At 61.5% G+C, this 17,718-nt stretch carries 19 protein-coding genes; 13 read left to right on the top strand and 6 right to left on the bottom strand.

The window, feature by feature from the left end:
• Nucleotides 1–25: 25 nt before the first annotated feature.
• From PIB16_RS15375 to PIB16_RS15365, 3 genes are all read left to right on the top strand, one after another.
• Nucleotides 26–754: a DUF899 domain-containing protein gene (locus PIB16_RS15375; RefSeq protein WP_174044068.1), complete on the top strand. Its 729-nt coding sequence runs from the start codon at nt 26–28 to the stop codon at nt 752–754.
• Nucleotides 755–780: 26 nt separating this feature from the next.
• Nucleotides 781–1,275 carry a DUF1579 domain-containing protein gene (locus PIB16_RS15370; RefSeq protein ID WP_020813114.1) on the top strand — a complete coding sequence of 165 codons (495 nt, stop codon included), beginning with the start codon at nt 781–783 and terminating at the stop codon, nt 1,273–1,275.
• A 98-nt stretch (nt 1,276–1,373) separates the two neighbouring features.
• Complete coding sequence (locus tag PIB16_RS15365) at nt 1,374–2,153, top strand: VOC family protein (protein WP_065654260.1); 780 nt, start codon at nt 1,374–1,376, stop codon at nt 2,151–2,153.
• 40 nt (nt 2,154–2,193) lie between these two features.
• Here PIB16_RS15365 and PIB16_RS15360 read toward each other — a convergent pair whose 3' ends face one another.
• The gene (locus tag PIB16_RS15360; RefSeq protein WP_271045817.1) at nt 2,194–3,090 is read right to left on the bottom strand and encodes a LysR family transcriptional regulator; all 897 of its coding nucleotides are present in this window, start codon (nt 3,088–3,090) and stop codon (nt 2,194–2,196) included.
• A 121-nt stretch (nt 3,091–3,211) separates the two neighbouring features.
• Between PIB16_RS15360 and PIB16_RS15355 the strand changes: the two genes are divergently transcribed.
• A complete protein-coding gene (locus PIB16_RS15355; RefSeq protein WP_271045816.1) occupies nt 3,212–3,934 on the top strand; it encodes an SDR family oxidoreductase in 723 nt (240 codons plus the stop codon).
• 12 nt (nt 3,935–3,946) lie between these two features.
• Complete coding sequence (locus PIB16_RS15350; RefSeq protein ID WP_065654258.1) at nt 3,947–4,297, top strand: Atu4866 domain-containing protein; 351 nt, start codon at nt 3,947–3,949, stop codon at nt 4,295–4,297.
• Between the two features lie 55 nt (nt 4,298–4,352).
• Here the strand turns inward: PIB16_RS15350 and PIB16_RS15345 are convergent, their stop codons facing one another.
• On the bottom strand, nt 4,353–5,924 hold the full coding sequence (locus PIB16_RS15345) for a helicase HerA-like C-terminal domain-containing protein (RefSeq protein ID WP_220318004.1): 1,572 nt from the start codon (nt 5,922–5,924) through the stop codon (nt 4,353–4,355).
• Between the two features lie 314 nt (nt 5,925–6,238).
• Between PIB16_RS15345 and PIB16_RS15340 the strand changes: the two genes are divergently transcribed.
• Entirely contained in the window at nt 6,239–6,631 is a 393-nt protein-coding gene (locus PIB16_RS15340; protein ID WP_065654256.1) for a hypothetical protein, read from the top strand.
• 7 nt (nt 6,632–6,638) lie between these two features.
• Here the strand turns inward: PIB16_RS15340 and PIB16_RS15335 are convergent, their stop codons facing one another.
• Nucleotides 6,639–7,070 (bottom strand): winged helix-turn-helix transcriptional regulator, encoded by a 432-nt coding sequence (locus PIB16_RS15335; RefSeq protein ID WP_065654255.1) that lies wholly within the window; start codon nt 7,068–7,070, stop codon nt 6,639–6,641.
• Between the two features lie 103 nt (nt 7,071–7,173).
• Between PIB16_RS15335 and PIB16_RS15330 the strand changes: the two genes are divergently transcribed.
• The 3 genes from PIB16_RS15330 (at nt 7,174) to PIB16_RS15320 (ending at nt 9,684) form a co-directional block, all read left to right on the top strand.
• Nucleotides 7,174–7,932 carry an SDR family oxidoreductase gene (locus tag PIB16_RS15330; RefSeq protein WP_059753982.1) on the top strand — a complete coding sequence of 253 codons (759 nt, stop codon included), beginning with the start codon at nt 7,174–7,176 and terminating at the stop codon, nt 7,930–7,932.
• Nucleotides 7,933–8,000: 68 nt separating this feature from the next.
• Entirely contained in the window at nt 8,001–8,807 is an 807-nt protein-coding gene (locus tag PIB16_RS15325) for an AraC family transcriptional regulator (RefSeq protein ID WP_271045815.1), read from the top strand.
• A 265-nt stretch (nt 8,808–9,072) separates the two neighbouring features.
• The gene (locus PIB16_RS15320; protein ID WP_271045814.1) at nt 9,073–9,684 is read left to right on the top strand and encodes a LysE family translocator; all 612 of its coding nucleotides are present in this window, start codon (nt 9,073–9,075) and stop codon (nt 9,682–9,684) included.
• A 24-nt stretch (nt 9,685–9,708) separates the two neighbouring features.
• On the opposite strand, the gene PIB16_RS15315 is transcribed toward PIB16_RS15320, so the two are convergent.
• Nucleotides 9,709–10,536 (bottom strand): aldo/keto reductase, encoded by an 828-nt coding sequence (locus PIB16_RS15315; RefSeq protein WP_271045813.1) that lies wholly within the window; start codon nt 10,534–10,536, stop codon nt 9,709–9,711.
• Nucleotides 10,537–10,751: 215 nt separating this feature from the next.
• On the opposite strand from PIB16_RS15315, the gene PIB16_RS15310 reads away from it, so the two are divergent.
• Complete coding sequence (locus tag PIB16_RS15310; RefSeq protein ID WP_125144674.1) at nt 10,752–11,456, top strand: helix-turn-helix transcriptional regulator; 705 nt, start codon at nt 10,752–10,754, stop codon at nt 11,454–11,456.
• A gap of 48 nt (nt 11,457–11,504) precedes the next feature.
• Nucleotides 11,505–11,873, top strand: a complete 369-nt coding sequence (locus PIB16_RS15305) for a VOC family protein (protein WP_142843898.1) — start codon at nt 11,505–11,507, stop codon at nt 11,871–11,873.
• 2 nt (nt 11,874–11,875) lie between these two features.
• Here PIB16_RS15305 and tam read toward each other — a convergent pair whose 3' ends face one another.
• Nucleotides 11,876–12,646 (bottom strand): trans-aconitate 2-methyltransferase, encoded by a 771-nt coding sequence (tam, locus tag PIB16_RS15300; RefSeq protein WP_271045812.1) that lies wholly within the window; start codon nt 12,644–12,646, stop codon nt 11,876–11,878.
• A 338-nt stretch (nt 12,647–12,984) separates the two neighbouring features.
• On the opposite strand from tam, the gene PIB16_RS15295 reads away from it, so the two are divergent.
• Entirely contained in the window at nt 12,985–13,866 is an 882-nt protein-coding gene (locus PIB16_RS15295; protein WP_065654247.1) for a branched-chain amino acid aminotransferase, read from the top strand.
• 171 nt (nt 13,867–14,037) lie between these two features.
• A complete protein-coding gene (locus PIB16_RS15290) occupies nt 14,038–16,404 on the top strand; it encodes a methyl-accepting chemotaxis protein (protein ID WP_271045811.1) in 2,367 nt (788 codons plus the stop codon).
• A 349-nt stretch (nt 16,405–16,753) separates the two neighbouring features.
• Here PIB16_RS15290 and PIB16_RS15285 read toward each other — a convergent pair whose 3' ends face one another.
• Nucleotides 16,754–17,638: a LysR family transcriptional regulator gene (locus PIB16_RS15285; RefSeq protein WP_142778874.1), complete on the bottom strand. Its 885-nt coding sequence runs from the start codon at nt 17,636–17,638 to the stop codon at nt 16,754–16,756.
• Between the last annotated feature and the right edge of the window lie 80 nt (nt 17,639–17,718).

Below are 17,718 nucleotides of genomic sequence, written 5' to 3'. Positions count from 1 at the left end.
AAGACGGATCCAAGGAGGAAAGATCATGTCTCATCCCGTCGTTTCGAAAGAGGAGTGGCTTGCGGCCCGCCGCGATCTGCTGGTGAAGGAAAAGGAACTGACCCGCGCCCGTGACAGGCTGAACGAGGCCCGGCGTGCGCTGCCCTGGGAAGAGGTGACGAAGGATTATATCTTCGATGCCCCTTCCGGCCCCAAATCGCTGAAGGAACTGTTCGGCACCTGCAGCCAGCTCATCGTTTATCACTTCATGCTGGCGCCGGACTGGGAGGAGGGCTGCGTCGGTTGCTCCTTCTTTGCCGATCATGTCGATGGCGCGCTGATCCACCTCAAGCATGGCGATGCGGGTTTCGTTGCGGTTTCGCGCGCGCCGCTTGAGAAGATCGAAAGCTACAGGAACCGGATGGGCTGGAAATTCCCCTGGGTTTCGGCCGAAGGCAGCGATTTCAACTACGATTATCAGGCCTCGTTCCGCGACGAGGACATGGCCAAAGGTGAAATCACCTATAATTACCGTGACATGGCGCCCTATGGCGACCTGAAGGACCTGCACGGTATCAGCGTTTTCGCCAAGGGCGACGACGGCAAGATCTACCACACCTATTCCACTTACGCCCGCGGCGCGGAACAGACGCTCGGCACGCTGATGCTGCTCGATCTGGTGCCAAAAGGCCGTAACGAAGAGGAGGTAATGGATTGGGTGCGCCGCCACGACCAGTATGAGGAAGCGCCGAAGGCGGCAGCCTGCTGCCACTGAAAACGGACGACGAGGAGGAAACAACAATGGAAATGGAAATCGCCAAGCCGCAGAAGGAACATGAGTTCCTCAAGAGGATCGTCGGAGACTGGGTCATGACCTCCAGTTCCGGCCATGAGGGCTACGATGCCGACGACCCGTCGCAGCAATTCACCGAGACCGTCCGCTCCGTCGGTGGCTTGTGGATCATCGGCAACGGCACCGGCAAGATGCCCGACGGCACGGATATGACGGCTGTGATCACGGTCGGTTTCGACCCGGCCAAGGGCAATTTCGTCGGCACCTGGGTAGGGTCGATGATGACCAATCTCTGGGTCTACAAGGGCTGGCTGGAAGAGGACGGCAAGACCCTGACGCTGGAAGCGGAAGGCCCCGCCTTCGACGGTTCCGGCCGCACCGATACCTATCACGACGTGCTGGTGCTGCATGACGACAATCACCGCAGCTTTTCGGGCAGCGTCAGGCAGCCGGACGGCACATTCAAGACCTTCATGACATCGGAATTCCGCCGCAAGGCCTGAGGCCCTGCGAAAATTCACCCGAAGACCGCCGGCGCCGCCGCATCCTGCGGCGGGCGCTTGCCGAAACACACCCGCCAAACCCTCCATAGGAGACGACAATGTCCGATACACATGGAAAATTCATCTGGGTCGAGCTGATGACGCCCGACATGGAAGCGGCAGCCCGCTTTTATGGTCATGTCGTCGGCTGGCAGACCAAGGATTTTGGCTCGCCGGAAATGCCCTATCTGGTGCTGGAGGCCGATGGCAAGGGCATGGGCGGCGTCATGGAGCTGACCGACGAGCACAAGGGTCAGGGCATTCCCCCGAACTGGACCGCCTATGTCGATGTCGACGATGTGGACGCCACGGCGAAACAATTCGCCGAAAAGGGCGGCGCGGTCAGACGTCCGCCGCAGGATATTCCCGAAATCGGCCGCTTCGCCGTGGTCGCGGATCCCTTCGGTGCGGTGCTCTGCATCATGACGCCGCTGCCGATGGAAACCGGCGGTTTCCCCGAGGATATGCAGGAAAAGCAGGGCCATGTCGGCTGGCACGAGCTCTTTACCGATAATGTCGACGAGGCCATGGCCTTTTATGGCGATGTGTTCGGCTGGACCAAGGACCATGATTTCGACATGGGCGACATGGGCCCGTACCGCATCTTCGCTTATAAGGGCAAGGCCGTCGGCGGCATGATGAAACGCATGCCGCAGGTCCCCGTCTGCCATTGGGGTTATTACTTCAATGTGGACGGTATCGATGACGCCATCACCCGCGTCAGCACCGGTGGCGGCCAGGTCGTCAACGGCCCGATGGAGGTTCCCGGCGAAAGCTGGATCGTCAACTGCGTCGATCCGCAGGGCGCTTATTTCTCGCTGGTTTCGCAGAGGAAATAGCCCTGTTTTCTAACGGTCTGCCGGGGCTCGCTCCGGCAGATTACCGCTCTCTCGACAGGCGGACGTGATCGATGAAGGCGCGCAGCTTCGGCGCAAGATTGCGGCGGCTGGGGTAATAGAGATAAAATCCCGCAAAGCTCGGGGAGTGGTCTTCCAGCATGGAAACGAGCTGCCCGCTTTCCAGATAGGGGCGGAACGTCTCTTCCATACCGAATGTGATGCCCGCACCGGCGCAGGCCAGCTTGATCATCAGCTGCATGTCGTTGGTGGTGAAGGCCGGCTCCACCGCCACTGCGAATTCGCGGCCGTTTTCCGCAAATTCCCACCTATATGGCGCCACACCCGGACGGGGTCGCCAGCCGATACACCTGTGCCCTATCAATTCGCGGGGCTGCGCCGGCAGGCCGAAGCGGTCCCGATAGTGCGGCGAGCAGACGGCGAGCTGCCGCTGTGGAGCGGAAACCGGAACCGCAATCATGTCCTGCGCGATCAGTTCTCCCAGACGCACGCCGGCATCGTAGTGCTCGGCGACGATATCGAATTCCTCGTCCGTCACGACGATATCGAGCTGCACTTCGGGATGTATTTCTGCAAAGCGCGCAAGCAATGGTCCGGATAAAAAGCGCTCGGCTATCGAGGAAACCGCAAGCCGCAACTGCCCGCGCACGGCGCCGCTCAGGGATGACGCGGCATTGGCAGCCTCAACGAGAGTGCCGATGGATGGCGACACATCCGCATAAAGCTGCTGTCCCGCTTCCGTCAGGCTGACGCTGCGCGTCGTGCGCTGCACCAGCGCTATTCCCATCGTTTCTTCAAGCTTGCGGATGGTCTGGCTGACGGCGGAGCGGGTTACGCCGAGCCTGTCTGCGACAGCCCGGAAGTTGCGCTCCTCGGCAACCATGCAGAATGTCGAAAGCGCGTTGAGATCGATATTCATTGGTTAGAAATTCTACCCATTGAGGTTATGATTGAGGCGGTTATCACGACAATGCACAAGCTTTATCTTCTCCGCAATGGCCGCTGCCAGAAAAGCCGGCCATAACACCAAGGAGAAAGCCATGACATTGAACAAAGTCGTTCTCATCACAGGTGCATCGAGCGGGATCGGTGAGGGTATCGCAAGGGAACTGGCCGCGGCCGGGGCGAAGCTGGTGCTGGGCGCGCGCCGCATGGACCGCTTGCAGGCGCTTGCCGAAGAATTGCGCGGCAAGGGCGCCGAGGTCATCATCCAGCCGCTGAACGTGACGGACAGACAGAGCGTCGAGGCCTTTGCGGAGACGGGGCGCAAGGCCTTCGGGCAGGTCGACGTCATCGTCAACAATGCCGGCATCATGCCGTTGTCGTTAATGTCGTCCCTCAAGGTCGACGAATGGGACCGCATGATCGACGTCAACATCAAGGGCGTGCTTTATGGCGTCGCCGCCGTTCTGCCCGAGATGACCGCCCGCGCGTCCGGCCACATCATCAACATCGCCTCCATCGGTGCGCTCGCCGTTTCACCCACGGCTGCCGTTTATTGCGCGACGAAATTTGCGGTACGGGCGATTTCGGACGGGCTGCGGCAGGAAAACCGCGACCTGCGGGTCACCTGCATTTACCCCGGCGTGGTGGAAAGCGAACTTGCCCACACCATCACCGATCCAGCTGCTGCGGAACTGATGCAGACCTATCGGGCCATCGCCCTGAAGCCCGACGCCATCGGCCGCGCGGTGCGCTACGCCATCGAGCAACCCGACGATGTGGACGTCAATGAGATCGTCGTCCGCCCCACCGCCGCTTAAGGAGGATTGGCAATGAACATTGTTTCGACATCTGTTGCGCTTCTGCTCGCAACGGCTTCCACCGATACGGGCTCCAGCAAAACGAGCAACGCCATGGACGTGAATATGACCGAAACGGCTCAAACCCCGAACCACCCCTATGTCGGCATGTGGGTCACCGGCGATGGCCACATTCGCCAGGAACTACTGCCCAATGGCCGGTATGACGAGGCGCGGGGCAACCGCAAAAGCGCCTATCAGGGACGGTATGAGGTGAAGGGAAACCATATCGACTATTGGGACGATACCGGCTTCACCGCCGACGGCGAATTCGTCGACGATGTGCTTTATCACGGCGGCATGATCTTCTATCGCCAGAAGTAACGCCCCGCCAATCACGCGCCACCCGCCCCATCGAGGGCGGGCGGCGTATCTGTTTTTATCGCTTCAAACTACCGAGAATCCCGCGCACGATGGCGCGGCCGACCGAGGTGGCAACCGAGCGGGCCGCGCTTTTCATCGCCGCCTCGATCACCGTTTCGCGCTGGTATCCGGCCTTGCGTGCGCCGCCATTGCGCGAGCCGGTGGAGGCCGGTGCGGGTTCTTCATCGCCGAAGCCGGGCAGGCGCCAGCGGCCGGAAGCGCTTTCGGACTGGCTGGCGGCGTTTTCTTCCTCCGCCCGTCTGGCAGCTTCTGCATCGGCAGCCTTCTGGGCGCGGGCGGCGAGGATTTCGAAGGCCGATTCCCGGTCGATATCCTTGTCATATTGCCCGGCGACGGGGCTCACATCGATCAGGGACTTGCGCTCCGCATCGGTGAGCGGCCCGACACGGCCGGATGGCGGACGTACCAGCGTGCGCTCGACGATGGAAGGTGCGCCCTTGTCGTGCAGGGTGGAAATCAGCGCCTCACCGGTGCCGAGCGTGGTGATGGTGTCGGCGGTGTTGAAGGCCGGGTTTTGCCGGAAGGTGTCGGCCGCGGTGCGCACCGCCTTCTGCTCGCGCGGCGTATAGGCGCGAAGCGCGTGCTGCACGCGATTGCCGAGCTGGGCGAGAACGGTTTCCGGCACGTCGAGCGGGTTCTGAGTCACGAAATAGACGCCCACGCCCTTGGAGCGGATGAGCCGCACCACCTGTTCCACACGTTCCACCAGCACCCGCGGCGCATCGTTGAAGAGCAGATGCGCCTCGTCGAAGAAGAACACCAGACGCGGCTTTTCCGGGTCGCCCACTTCCGGCAGCTCTTCGAACAGTTCCGAAAGCATCCAGAGCAGGAAGGTGGCGTAAAGGCGCGGGTTCATCATCAGCCGGTCGGCGGCGAGAACCGAAATCGTGCCGCGCCCATCCGTGCCCACACGCATGATGTCGGCGATCTTCAGCGCCGGTTCGCCGAAGAAATTCGCCGCGCCCTGCTGTTCCAGAACCAGCAGCCCACGCTGCAGCGAACCGACCGAGGCCTTGGAAATCAGGCCGAACTGGTTGGAAAGCTCGGTTGCGTTTTCGCCCATATAGTTCAGGAGCGATTGCAGGTCTTTCAGATCGAGCAGCGGCAGCCCGCCCTGATCTGCGATCTTGAAGGCGATGTTGAGCACGCCTTCCTGCGCTTCCGAAGCATCCATCAACCGGGCAAGCAGCAGCGGCCCCATTTCGGCGATGGTGGCGCGCACGCGATGGCCTTTTTCACCGTAGAGATCCCAGAAGATCACCGGCGATTTGGCATAGGCAAAATCGGTGAAGCCAATCTGCTCGGCGCGTTTCTGCACCCAGTCCTTGGCTTCGCCCTGCGCGGCGATGCCGGAAAGGTCGCCCTTGATGTCGGCGCAGAAAACCGGCACGCCGGCCTTGGAAAAACCTTCGGCCAGAACCTGCAACGTCACGGTCTTGCCCGTTCCCGTCGCGCCGGTGATGAGGCCGTGGCGGTTGCCGAATTTCAGCTCCAGATATTCGCCCTTGTTCAGGCTGTCGTCCGGATTGCGGCTGGTCCCGATATAGAGCTGTCCGTCCTGCAACATCGACCATTTTCTCCTGCGGCTGGTGCATGACCCTTAAAATCGCGATGGATTTTGCAAAAGTCATCTCCGAATTTAAAGCGTCACTACCATGTTGCGGCCACTTCTGACGATAGCGGCCTTTTCATAGCTTGGTTGTGATGATCTTATAAGGACAGTTTCAAGGCGCAACAACTGCTTGATGGCGATGAATAAAAACCGCTTGATGAAAGTTGCCGCACCTGACCCTGGCCGCTTGAATGCGGCATGATATTGTTTTACGTTGACGTTAACGTCAGTTATTCGATGTTGGCGTCGTTTTTCAACAGGAGGCAAGAATGAACGAAGTCGTAAGCCAGATCGCCGAGAAGGCGGGAATAAGCCCCGAACTGGCCGAAAAGGCCATTGGCATGATTCTCGGTTTTCTCCAGCGCGAGGCTGCAGACGGCCCGATCGCCCGCATGATCGAAGCCATTCCCGGCGCCAGCGAACTGGTGGCGCAGTATAATGGCGAAGGTGCCGGCGGCGGCGGTCTGCTCGGCGGCCTGATGAGCGCGATCGGCGGCGGCGGCATCATGGGGCTGGGCCAGCAGCTGATGAGCCAGGGCCTCGGCATGAGCGAGATTTCCACGCTCGCCAAGGAAACCATCTCCGTTGCCCGCCAGCATGCGGGCGATGAGGTTGTCGATCAGGTGATCGCCTCGGTTCCGGGCCTCAGCCAGTTCGCCTGAGGCGAAACTACTCCATAGCGGGGCGCGGCGGCTGTTCGTTGAACAGGCGCCGCGCCTCTTCTATTTCGGCATGGTGCGTTTCCGCCCATATCCACACGCCGCAAAAGGCGCTGCCCAGCGTGCGGCCGAGGTTCGTCAGGCCGTAATCCACATGCGGCGGAATAACGGGATGCACGGTGCGGCGCACCAGCCCGTCGCTTTCCATCTGCCGCAGCGTTTTCGTCAGCATCTTCTGGCTGATATTGCCGACCAGCCTGCCAATCTGCGTGAAGCGCAGCGTGCCATGCTCTTCCAGCACTTCCAGAATAAGCATCGTCCATTTGTCGGCCACCTTGGCAATGATGTCCTGAACCAGCGCCTCTATTGCCGGATCGGTATCCGCGGGCGGCGGAACCTTGCGCCGGCTTTCGATGGCCGGGTCGGCGGGGTGCCGTTTCATCTTACACTCTCCTTCGGGTAAGTATAAATCTTTTGGGTGCCTACTTTCGATTGGAGAGTATAATAGCTAACTTCCTTTCAGCCAACAAGCAAAGGATGTTTCAATGAAAATCGCTGATAACACCATTCTCATCACCGGCGGCGGTTCCGGCATCGGCCGGGCGCTGGCGGAGGCGTTTCACAAGGCCGGCAACCGGGTCATCATTTCCGGCCGCCGCAAGGCCGTGCTCGACGAGGTGACGGCCGCCAATCCCGGCATGGCCTCGATGGTGATGGACGCGACGGACGCCGCAGGCATCCGCGCGTTTGCCGAAGCTCTGGTAAAGGCCCATCCGACCCTCAACGCCGTCATCAACAATGCCGGCATCATGCGGCCGGAAGACATCGCCGCAGCACCGGATTATCTCGACACGGCCGAAGAAACCATCGCCACCAATCTTCTCGCGCCCATTCGCCTGACGGCGGCGCTTTTGCCGCATTTCCTCAAGCAACCCGCAGCCACTGTGCTGACGGTTTCTTCCGGCCTCGCCTTCGTGCCCATGGTGCTGACCCCCACCTACAGCGCCACCAAATCGGCCATCCATGCCTATTCGGTCGCGCTGCGCGAGCAGCTGAAGGAAACGCCGGTGGAGGTCATCGAAATCGTGCCGCCCTATGTGCAGACAACGTTGATGGGCGAGGGGCAGGCGAGCGACGAAAGGGCCATGCCGCTCGACGCCTTCATTTCCGAGGTGATGGATATTCTTGAAAATCGCCCGGACGAGAAGGAAGTGGTGGTGGAACGCTGCAAGCCGCTGCGTTTCGCCGCGCAGAACGGCAATTTCGATCAGGTCTTCGCCATGATCAACCATATGCATCCGTAAACGCGCATCTGTCTTGACCGGGCATCCTGTGATAGCGTCGCGCTCTAATCTGCGGAGCGCGCGCTGTCATGGCCCAAGGCCGGTTCCTGATGCCGAAAACCATTCTGCCCGGTGTCGTCGCCGTGGCGGCGGATAGCGACCGTTCCTTTCCGCGCCACATGCACGATCAGTTCGGCATCGGTCTCATCGAACGCGGGGCGCAGAAATCGCTCTCCGGACGCGGCATGGTGGAAGCCGGCGCCGGCCATCTCATCACCGTCAATCCGGGCGAGGTGCATGACGGTATTCCGCTCGGGGAGGGCGGCCGCGCCTGGCGGATGCTCTATCTCGACATCGATATCGTCCGCGACGCCATTGCCGATATCGGCGAGACGGATCGCAGCGCGTTCGAATTTGCCTATCCCGTCGATATCAGGCCGCTGGCGAAGCGGTTCAACGCGGTCTTTGCAGCCATGACGGCAAGGGAACGGCCGGGCGAAACCCTTCGTGGCGACGAGACCCTGCTGACGCTTCTGGCGGGCGCGATGGAGAAGGCGGCGAAGCCGGGCGATATCGCCGCACCCGAGAATATAAAGCGGGCGAAAAGCCGCATCGACGACGAGCCCTCCCGGCCGTTCCGCCTTGCCGATCTCGCCGCAGAGGCCGGCATGAGCCAGTTTCGCTTCCTGCGCGCTTTCGCCCGGGCGACCGGGCTTACGCCGCACAGCTATCTTCTCCAGCGGCGCGTCCATGCGGCACGCCATGCACTGGCCAGAGGCACGCCGCCCGCCGAGGCGGCCTTTGCCGCCGGTTTTGCCGACCAGAGCCATCTGAACCGGTTCTTCGTGCGGCAATTCGGGGTTACGCCGGCGGTTTACCGGGCGGCGATTTCGTAGATGTTTTCTCCGCCCTCATTCCTGTGCTTGTCACAGGAATCCAGCCAGCCCAAGTCCTTGGGCTGAAAGGAGTCTCCCGCCGCGCAGACGCGCGTCGACTGGATTCCTGTGACAAGCACAGGAATGAGGACGGAGTGTGCTGGCCGATACTCTGACCCGCCACTTCGGTACGCGCCGACGAGCGTCTGTGCCGCAATTTCATCCAAGACACCCGCCCCGCGCACCCTCATGCTCCTGTCCTCCACCCACAGGACACACCCGCACCATGACACCCGAATTCCTCATCACATCCCTCATCGTCGCCGCCTCTCCCGGAACCGGCGTGGTCTACACGCTGGCCGCCGGTCTTTCGCAGGGGGCGAGGGCGAGCGTCGTTGCGGCCTTAGGCTGCACGCTTGGCATCGTGCCGCATCTGCTCGCCGGCATCACCGGCCTTGCCGCCATCCTGCACACCAGCGCGCTCGCCTTTAGCGTGGTCAAATATCTCGGGGTCGCCTATCTGCTCTATATGGCGTGGAACACGCTGCGGGAGGATGGTGCGCTGAAGATTGATGAGACGAGGCAGTCGCAGAAAGCCGCCCGCATCATCGGCGAGGCGATCCTCATCAATCTGCTGAACCCGAAACTGTCGATCTTCTTTTTCGCTTTCCTGCCGCAATTCATCGCACCGGATGAGGCTTTGCCCACACGGCGCATGATCGATCTCGGGCTGATCTTCATGGCCATGACGTTTCTGGTGTTTGCGCTTTATGGCTGTTTCGCCGCCTCGGTCCGGCGGCAGGTGGTGTCGCGCCCGGCGGTCCTCGCCTGGCTGAGGCGCAGCTTCGCGGCCGCTTTCGTGGCGCTGGGTGCGAAGCTGGCCCTGACCGAGCGATGAGACCAGAGCGGAGGGAAGGCCGCCTCAGTCGTCCCAATCGGGCGCCAGGTGGCCGGGATTGACGATGCGGCCATTCGGTTTGGCCAGCGCGTGGATCGCCTGCATTTCCTCTTCCGTCAGCGCAAAATCGAAAACATCGAAATTCTCCTTGAGGCGGCTTTCCGTCGCCGTCTTGGAAAGCGCCACGATATCCGGCTGCTGCACCGCCCAGCGCAGGGTAACTTGCGCGGCGGTCTTGCCGTGTTTTGCGCCGATATCCTTCAGCACGGGATCGTTCGGCACCTTGCCATCGGCCATCAGATAATAGGCCGTCACCGACATTCCGTGCTTGCGCGCGGCCGAAATCACCTTCGTCTGGTCGAGATAGGGGTGATATTCGATCTGGTTGGTGGCAAGCGGCGTGTCGGAAAGCTTCACCGCCTCTTCGGTCAGCGCCACGTTGAAGTTGGAAATGCCGATATTGCGCGCTTTTCCGGCCTTGCGCACCGCGTTCAGCGCGCCCATGCGCTCGGCAAGCGGCACATCGCTCTTCGGCCAGTGCAGGAGCAGCAGATCGACATAGTCGGTCTTCAGCTTCGCAAGGCTTTCATCGACGGAAGCGAGAAAATCGTCGTGGCGGAAGCGGTCCACCCAGACCTTGGTGGTGAGAAATATATCGTGCCGAGAAATGCCCGATTGCGCGATGACTTCGCCGACCGCGCCTTCGTTCTTGTAAATCTGGGCGGTGTCGACATGGCGGAAGCCGAGTTTCAGTGCTTCCGGCAGAATGCGCCTGACATCGTCTTCCGGAATGCGGAAGGTGCCGAAACCGAGGGCGGGAATATTCGCGCCATTCGCGCTGACGTCATACATGGGATGTCTCTCCTGTTTGCTGAAAACATGGCCGGCGCGGGATGCCGGGCGGGGAAGCCGTCTTTCATTAACTGGTGTCCGCGCGATCGGTTTCAACAGTTTCGACGCGATCACCATCCACGCCATTGCGGGCGGACAGGCGCGGCGATAACAGTCGGCTGCAGAAGATCATATCGCGGTATGGATTTAAATATACGGATGGAAGGAAATATCGCGTGTCACGCTCACAACGGCTTCTCGATCTGTTGCAGATCCTGCGCTCCCACCGCATGCCGGTCAGCGGCGCGGCCCTTGCCGCGCAAACCGGCGTCAGCCTGCGCACGCTCTACCGCGATATAGCGACGCTTCAGGCGCAGGGCGCGGATATCGAAGGCGAGGCGGGCGTAGGTTATGTGCTGCGCCCCGGTTTCCTGTTGCCGCCGCTGATGTTTTCGCAGCAGGAAATCGAGGCGCTGGTACTCGGCTCGCGCTGGGTGGCGGGCCGTGCCGATGCCGGGCTGGCGGAGGCCGCCCGCGCCGCCCTAGTCAAGATCGGCGCCGTGCTTCCCGATACCCTGCGCGAGGAACTCGATCATTCCACCCTGCTGGTCGGTCCGGGCCAGGGCCTTGCCGCCATCCATGTCGATCTGGCCGCCATTCGCGATACGATCCGTAAGGAAAGCAGGGTCGTCATCACCTATCGCGATGAAAAGGGAGAGGTGACGGAACGGGTGATCTGGCCCTTCGCACTCGCCTTTTTCGATCTGGTGCGGGTGGTGCTGGGCTGGTGCGAGACACGGCAGGACTACCGCAGTTTCCGGGCCGACCGCATCGAAGATTTCCGCCCTCTCGACAGCCGTTATCCGCGCCGACGCCAGGCGCTGCTGAAAGAATGGCGCGAAAGGGAAAAACAGCGGCGGCATCATGCTGACAAAAACTGACAGCAGCCGGGTCTAGAAACCGTTCATCCGCAACACAGGAGAACAGCCATGACCCACCCCGATTTCACCATCCTTTACGTCGACAACCCGCCGGCCAGCACCGAATTTTACAAGGCCCTGCTGGGTGCGGAGCCGGTCGAAGCCTCGCCGACATTCGCGCTCTTCGTGCTTCAGAACGGCATGAAGCTCGGCCTCTGGTCGCGGCACACCGTGGAGCCGAAAGCATCCGTTACGGGCGGCGGCGGCGAGCTTGCCTTCCGCGTTGAAAACGATGCGCGGGTGGACGAAATTTTTGCGGATTGGCAGGCGAAGGGCATCGACATGCTGCAGCAGCCGGCAGGCATGGAATTCGGCTACACCTTTACCGCCGCCGACCCCGACAATCATCGTCTCCGGGTCTATGCTTTCGCGGGCTGAAGCTACTTCTTCACCGCCACCACAAAAAGGCGGGGAAAGCGCAGAAGCAGGCGGCCGTCCGCCATCGGCGGATAGGCCGCCTTGATGCGCCGCGTATAGTCAGTGAGGAAGGCTTCGCGGTTTTCCTCGCCGACGGCGGTGAGATAGGGGCGCAGCCCCGTGCCTTTGACCCATTCGACGATGCTTTCCGCGTCCTTCATCGGATGATTATAGATGGTGTGCCACACATCCACCCGCGTGGATTTCGGCGTCAGCGCATCGAAATAATCCGAAGGCGCGGGCAGGGGTTTGCGGCGCAGCCTGCCATCTGAAAACCTATCCTTCCAGGAACCGTTCGTCCCGGTCTCCTCCATGGCGCGATGCGTCGGCTCCTGCAGATTGTCGGGCATCTGCACGGCCAGAACGCCGCCGCTTTCCAGCTGGTCCATCAGTTGCGAAAGAACGGTGAGATGATCCGGCACCCATTGGAACACGGCATTGGCGTAAAGCAGGTCTGCCTTCTGCGCCGGCTTCCACTGGGAAAGATCGGCCTTGCCGAAGCGCGTGGTCGGCAGCCGGTCCGCCGCCTTTTCCAGCATGTCGTCATCGCTGTCGATGCCGGTAATGACATTGACGCCGTAACGGTCGGTCAGAAGCTCGGTGGAATTGCCGGGGCCGCAGCCGAGGTCATAGCCATTCAGCACCCGCTCCAGCGGTACCTGCGCCAGAAGATCCCGCGCGGGACGCGTCCGCTCGTCTTCGAATTTCAGATATTGTTGGGCGGACCATGCCATGATTTTCCTCCTGCAAAATGCCGTCAGATCGCCAGCATCGCATGGGGCAAATCGCGCCGCTATCGTCCGATGCATGAATTATTGTGATGAACCTATTCATCAACCTTTTGTTTCGCCTCATAAAACGTGCTCACCGGGCCATCACTTTGTTATTTTCCATCAAAATCAGAAATCGCTGCAATTAAAACTTGACCTCGTCCAGGGAGAGGCATTCACTCCGGCCGATTTCCAGCACATGCCCCGTTGAGAGCGCGCAGCGCTCTTCATCCGGCAATGCATCAGAACAAAAAAGACGGAGCGTTTTTACCGAACGAAAACGCTCGAGACAGGAGACCACCATGAGCGTCGATACCGCACCCCGATCAACCACCTGGACCTATGTTGACGGTCAATGGCTGCCCGGCAATCCGCCGCTCATCGGCCCGACCTCGCATGCCATGTGGCTGGCCTCCACGGTGTTCGACGGTGCGCGCTGGTTCGATGGTGTCGCGCCCGATCTCGATCTGCATTGCCAGCGCGTCAATCGCTCCGCCGTCAATATGGGCATGAAGCCGACCATGACGGCCGAAGAGATCGAGTCCCTGGCGCTCGAAGGCGTCAAGAAATTCGACGGCAAGATGGCGATCTACATCAAGCCGATGTACTGGGCCGAACACGGCATGCCGGGCAGCGTCGTTGCGCCGGATGCCAGCTCCACCCGGTTTGCGCTTTGCCTTTTCGAAGCGCCGATGGATGCCGGCAAGCCGCTGACGCTCACCGTTTCGCCGCTGCGCCGCCCTTCGCCGGAAACCGCCATGACCGACGCCAAGGCCGGCAGCCTCTATCCCAATAGCGGCCGCGCCATTCTGGAAGCACGCTCGCGCGGTTTCGACAATGCCCTGATGCGCGACATGAACGGCAATGTCGCCGAATCCGCCTCCGCCAACATCTTCATGGTCAAGGACGGCGTCGTCCTTACCCCGGTTCCGAACCGCACCTTCCTTGCCGGCATCACCCGTTCGCGCGTGATCGGTCTTCTTCGCCAGGCCGGTTTCGACGTGCGGGAAGCGACGCTTTCGGTCGAGGATTTCCGCGAGGCCGATGAAATCTTCTGCTCCGGCAATTATTCCAAGGTTTCGCCCGTCGTGAAGCTCGACGATCGTGAATTGCAGGCAGGCCCCGTCGCCCGCAAGGCGCTCGATCTCTATATGGACTGGGCGCGTCTCGGCGCGGACGTTTAAGGTCGGGTAAAACCCATAGTTTCAAGAGGCCACGGCAGGCTCATCCCTGCCGCGGCCTTTTGTTTTGAACCGCATTATTTCCCATAAAAATTCAGGGGGAATTTAATCCAATTTTAGAGGACCACAGGCTAGCTTGCGGCATTATCGATCCGGGCTATTGGGGGCCGCCAAATGTCTTTCAGCATACGCAATATACTTGTGGGATTTTTTCTGCTCATCGGCATCGCGCTGGCGGGCTTCGTGGGCAACGGCATGTTGCAGTCCGTGCAGCGTGCCCGCAGCTTTTCGGAGGTGGCGCAGCTCGTTTCGCTGGACAGGCTGCTTTTCAACGCCTTGCTGAACTTTCGCAGTGAACGCGGCAACAGCGCCTCGGCGCTGACGGTCGATCCGGCGAAGACGGCCAATACCATCGCCAGCGTTCAGGCGTCGCGCCAGAAGGTGGACGCCGCCATGGGCGCCTTTCTCGAACAGTCCGCCGCGCTCGATCAGGCTGGCCTCAAGGCCCCGCTTGCCCGCGTGAAGGATATCTACACGCAATTCCTGGAGCTGCGCAAAAAGGTTGACGCCAACGTCACCCTGCCGCTCGACCGTCGTGAAAACGGGCTGGACAAGACCGTGCTGGCGCTCGGTCAGGATTTCCTGACGGCGCTCGAAGCGGGCTCGACGGCGGTGGAAGGCGAGGTTCGTTCGCTGGACCAGAGCCTGACCGGCCTCATCCAGTTGCGGTCCTATGGCTGGTCGGCGCGAGCGCTGGGCGGCAGCGCCACCGTTGTCATCAATGCGGTCGTGGCCCAGCAGCGGCCGCTGACCCCGCAGGAAACCCAGCAGCTTGGCAATTTCGATGCCGGCGCGGCCTTTGCCTGGAAAGCCACCGGCGACCTCGTCGCGCATGAATCGACGCCGCAGGCGCTGAAGGATATCTACGCCGTTGCCGACAGGACCTATTTCAAAGGTGATTTCGTCACGCAGCGCGCAAAGCTGATCGACGATCTGAACAACGGCCGCACGCCTGCCTTCACCATCGATACATGGCGCAATACGGTCACCGCGAACCTCGATACGGTCGCGAAAATCGCCTCAGAAGCGATGGATGTTCTAAACGCCAATGCCGAAAAGGCCAGACAGGACGCCTTTATCGGCGCGATGATCTATCTCGCCGCGTTCATTCTCACGCTTGGCGTCTGCATTCTCTGCCTTGCCGTCATCGTCGGCCGCGTCACCCGTCCGATCAGCCGCCTGACAAAGGCGATGATGGAATTGTCCACCGGCAACCTGACCATCGATGTGCCCGGCGCAAAACGCGGTGACGAGATCGGCGAGATGGCCCGCGCCGTGGAAATCTTCCGCGAAGCGGCCATCCGCAACCGGCAGCTTGAGGACGAAGCCATCGGTAACCGCGAGCAAGCCGAGCGTGACCGTATCGAGCTGCAGCAGCGCGCCGAGGCCGAGGCCGAAGAGCGTCTCAATCAGGCCATGGGGTCGCTGGCTGGCGGTCTTCGCCGGCTTGCCTCCGGTGATATGGTCTGCGAGATCGCCACGCCGTTTGCGCCGCAATTCGAGACGCTGCGGCACGATTTCAACAGCTCCGTGCATCAGCTGCGCGAAGCGCTCACAAGCGTTGGCCAGTCGGTGCAGACCGTGAACGGCGGCGCCCACGAGGTATCCTCCGCATCCGACGATCTTTCCCGCCGCACCGAACAGCAGGCCGCTTCCCTGGAGGAAACCGCCGCGGCGCTGGAAGAGATCACCGCCAATGTTTCCGCCACCTCCAAACGGGCGAGCGATGCGCGCGACACGGTGCGTGAGGCAAGGACAAAGGCCGATCTTTCCGGCAAGGTGGTGCGCGATGCCGTCGCCGCCATGGAGCGCATCGAACACTCCTCGCGCCAGATCGGCCAGATCATCGGCGTCATCGACGAAATCGCCTTCCAGACCAACCTTCTGGCGCTGAATGCCGGCGTCGAGGCGGCGCGGGCGGGCGATGCGGGCAAGGGCTTCGCCGTCGTCGCACAGGAAGTGCGCGAACTGGCGCAGCGCTCCGCCAATGCCGCCAAGGAAATCAAGCAACTCATCACCGCGTCAGCCGTTGCGGTGGGTGAAGGCGTGAAACTGGTGGCCGATACCGGCGTCGGCCTTTCCGAGATCGAGCAGCTGGTGCTTTCCGTCAACACCCATATGGACGCCATCGCCACGGCGGCGCAGGAGCAGTCGGCAGGCCTTTCCGAGGTCAATACGGCCGTCAACCACATGGATCAGGCCACGCAGCAGAATGCCGCGATGGTGGAGGAAATGAATGCGGCCGGTGCGGGTCTTGCACAGGAATGCACGAACCTTCACGCCCTGCTTGCGCAATTCCAGCTCGGCCAGCAAAGCTCCGCATTGCGGGAAACGGCACGGCATATGCAGCGCGCCGCAAGCCCGGCCCACGCGCCCGCCGCACCGGTTGCACCGGTCGCACCGGCGCGGAAGGCTCGCCCCGTTGCTGCACGCGGCAATGCGGCGCTGGCCGTGAAGGGGGATGAGTGGACGGAGTTTTGAGTTTTGCAAGCATTGCTCGCGTCACCGGATGGCGCGGGCAATGCGGTGACGGAGCATCCGACACACTCAACGTCATCCTCGGGCCTGCCGCCCCAAACCGGACACCAAAGAAAAATAGCGTCGTCAGATAGGAAGGCAAGTCGGGCCAACCGCGCCGACGTCATCCTCGGGCTTGTCCCGAGGATCTGCAACGTATTGATTTTATTCGACGTGTTTAGATCCTCGGGACAGGCCCGAGGATGACGTCGAGAGAATGTTGGCCCTCCACGACTGACCTCAAAAGGGGGCTGCGCACTATTCGCCATCGGAGGCGATGGCTGGCCTGCCCTCGCAGCCAGCACGGGCCTCATCATTTCCGCACATCCGGCAGCGCAGCGGCAAGTGCCCGCAGCGGCGCGGTCATATGTTTGTCGCGTCGCATCGCCAGCGCGATCCGCCGTTCAAGCGGCGGTTCGAGCGAGCGCCATTCGAGCCCGGATGCCGCGCCTTCATGCTCCATCGCCATGCGCGGCACGATGGCAAGGCCAAGGCCCGCGCCTGCGAGCTTCTTGATCGCCTCGACGCTGCCCAGTTCCATGGCGGGCTGCACGGTGCGGCCGCTTGCCGAAAACCATTGATCCACCAGCCGGCGCGTATTGCCGCCCTCGTAAAGCAGCAGCGGCCGCGCCGAAAGCGTCTCGGCGTTGAGCACCGTTGCGTCAGAGACGGAGCCTTGCGGGAAAACCGCGACCAGCTCGTCGAGATGGATATCGCTGATATCGAGGCTGCGGCCGCTGGCGGGCAGGGCCACCACCGCCGCATCGATGGTATTGGCCTCCAGAAGTCGGAGGATATCGTGGGTATTGCCGGTCTGCACGACGATCTCGATGCCGGGCATGGCCTGCCGGATTTTGCCCAGCACCGGCGGCAGCAGATAGATGCAGGCGGTGGCGCCGGTGCCGATGCGAAGGCGTCCCGTCACCCCGCTGCGATGCGGCGCAACGGTATCGATGGCATGCGCCACTTCTTCGGCAATCCGCCTTGCATGGATGAGAAAGTCGCGCCCCGCTGCCGTCGGCTGCGCGCGCCTGCCGACCCTTTCGATCAGCCGCACGCCGAGCTGTTTTTCAAGCAGCCTTATATGCAGGCTGATGGCTGGCTGCGTCAGCCCCGCCTTGTCGGCGGCGGCGGAAAAACTGCCGAGATCGGCCACATCCATGAAGCTGCGAAGCTGCCGCAGATCGAGGTCCATCATCAAAGAAAACCTTATCGTTTGTATAAGACAGATAATCTTTATTTTGGCTGCGCCGCAATGCACAATGACGGCGTGAATGA

This window comes from Agrobacterium sp. ST15.13.015 (assembly GCF_027871645.1).
GTDB classification, from domain to species: domain Bacteria; phylum Pseudomonadota; class Alphaproteobacteria; order Rhizobiales; family Rhizobiaceae; genus Agrobacterium; species Agrobacterium leguminum.
Note: the sequence above shows the minus strand (reverse complement) of the source record. Positions and strands in the feature narration are given on the sequence as shown.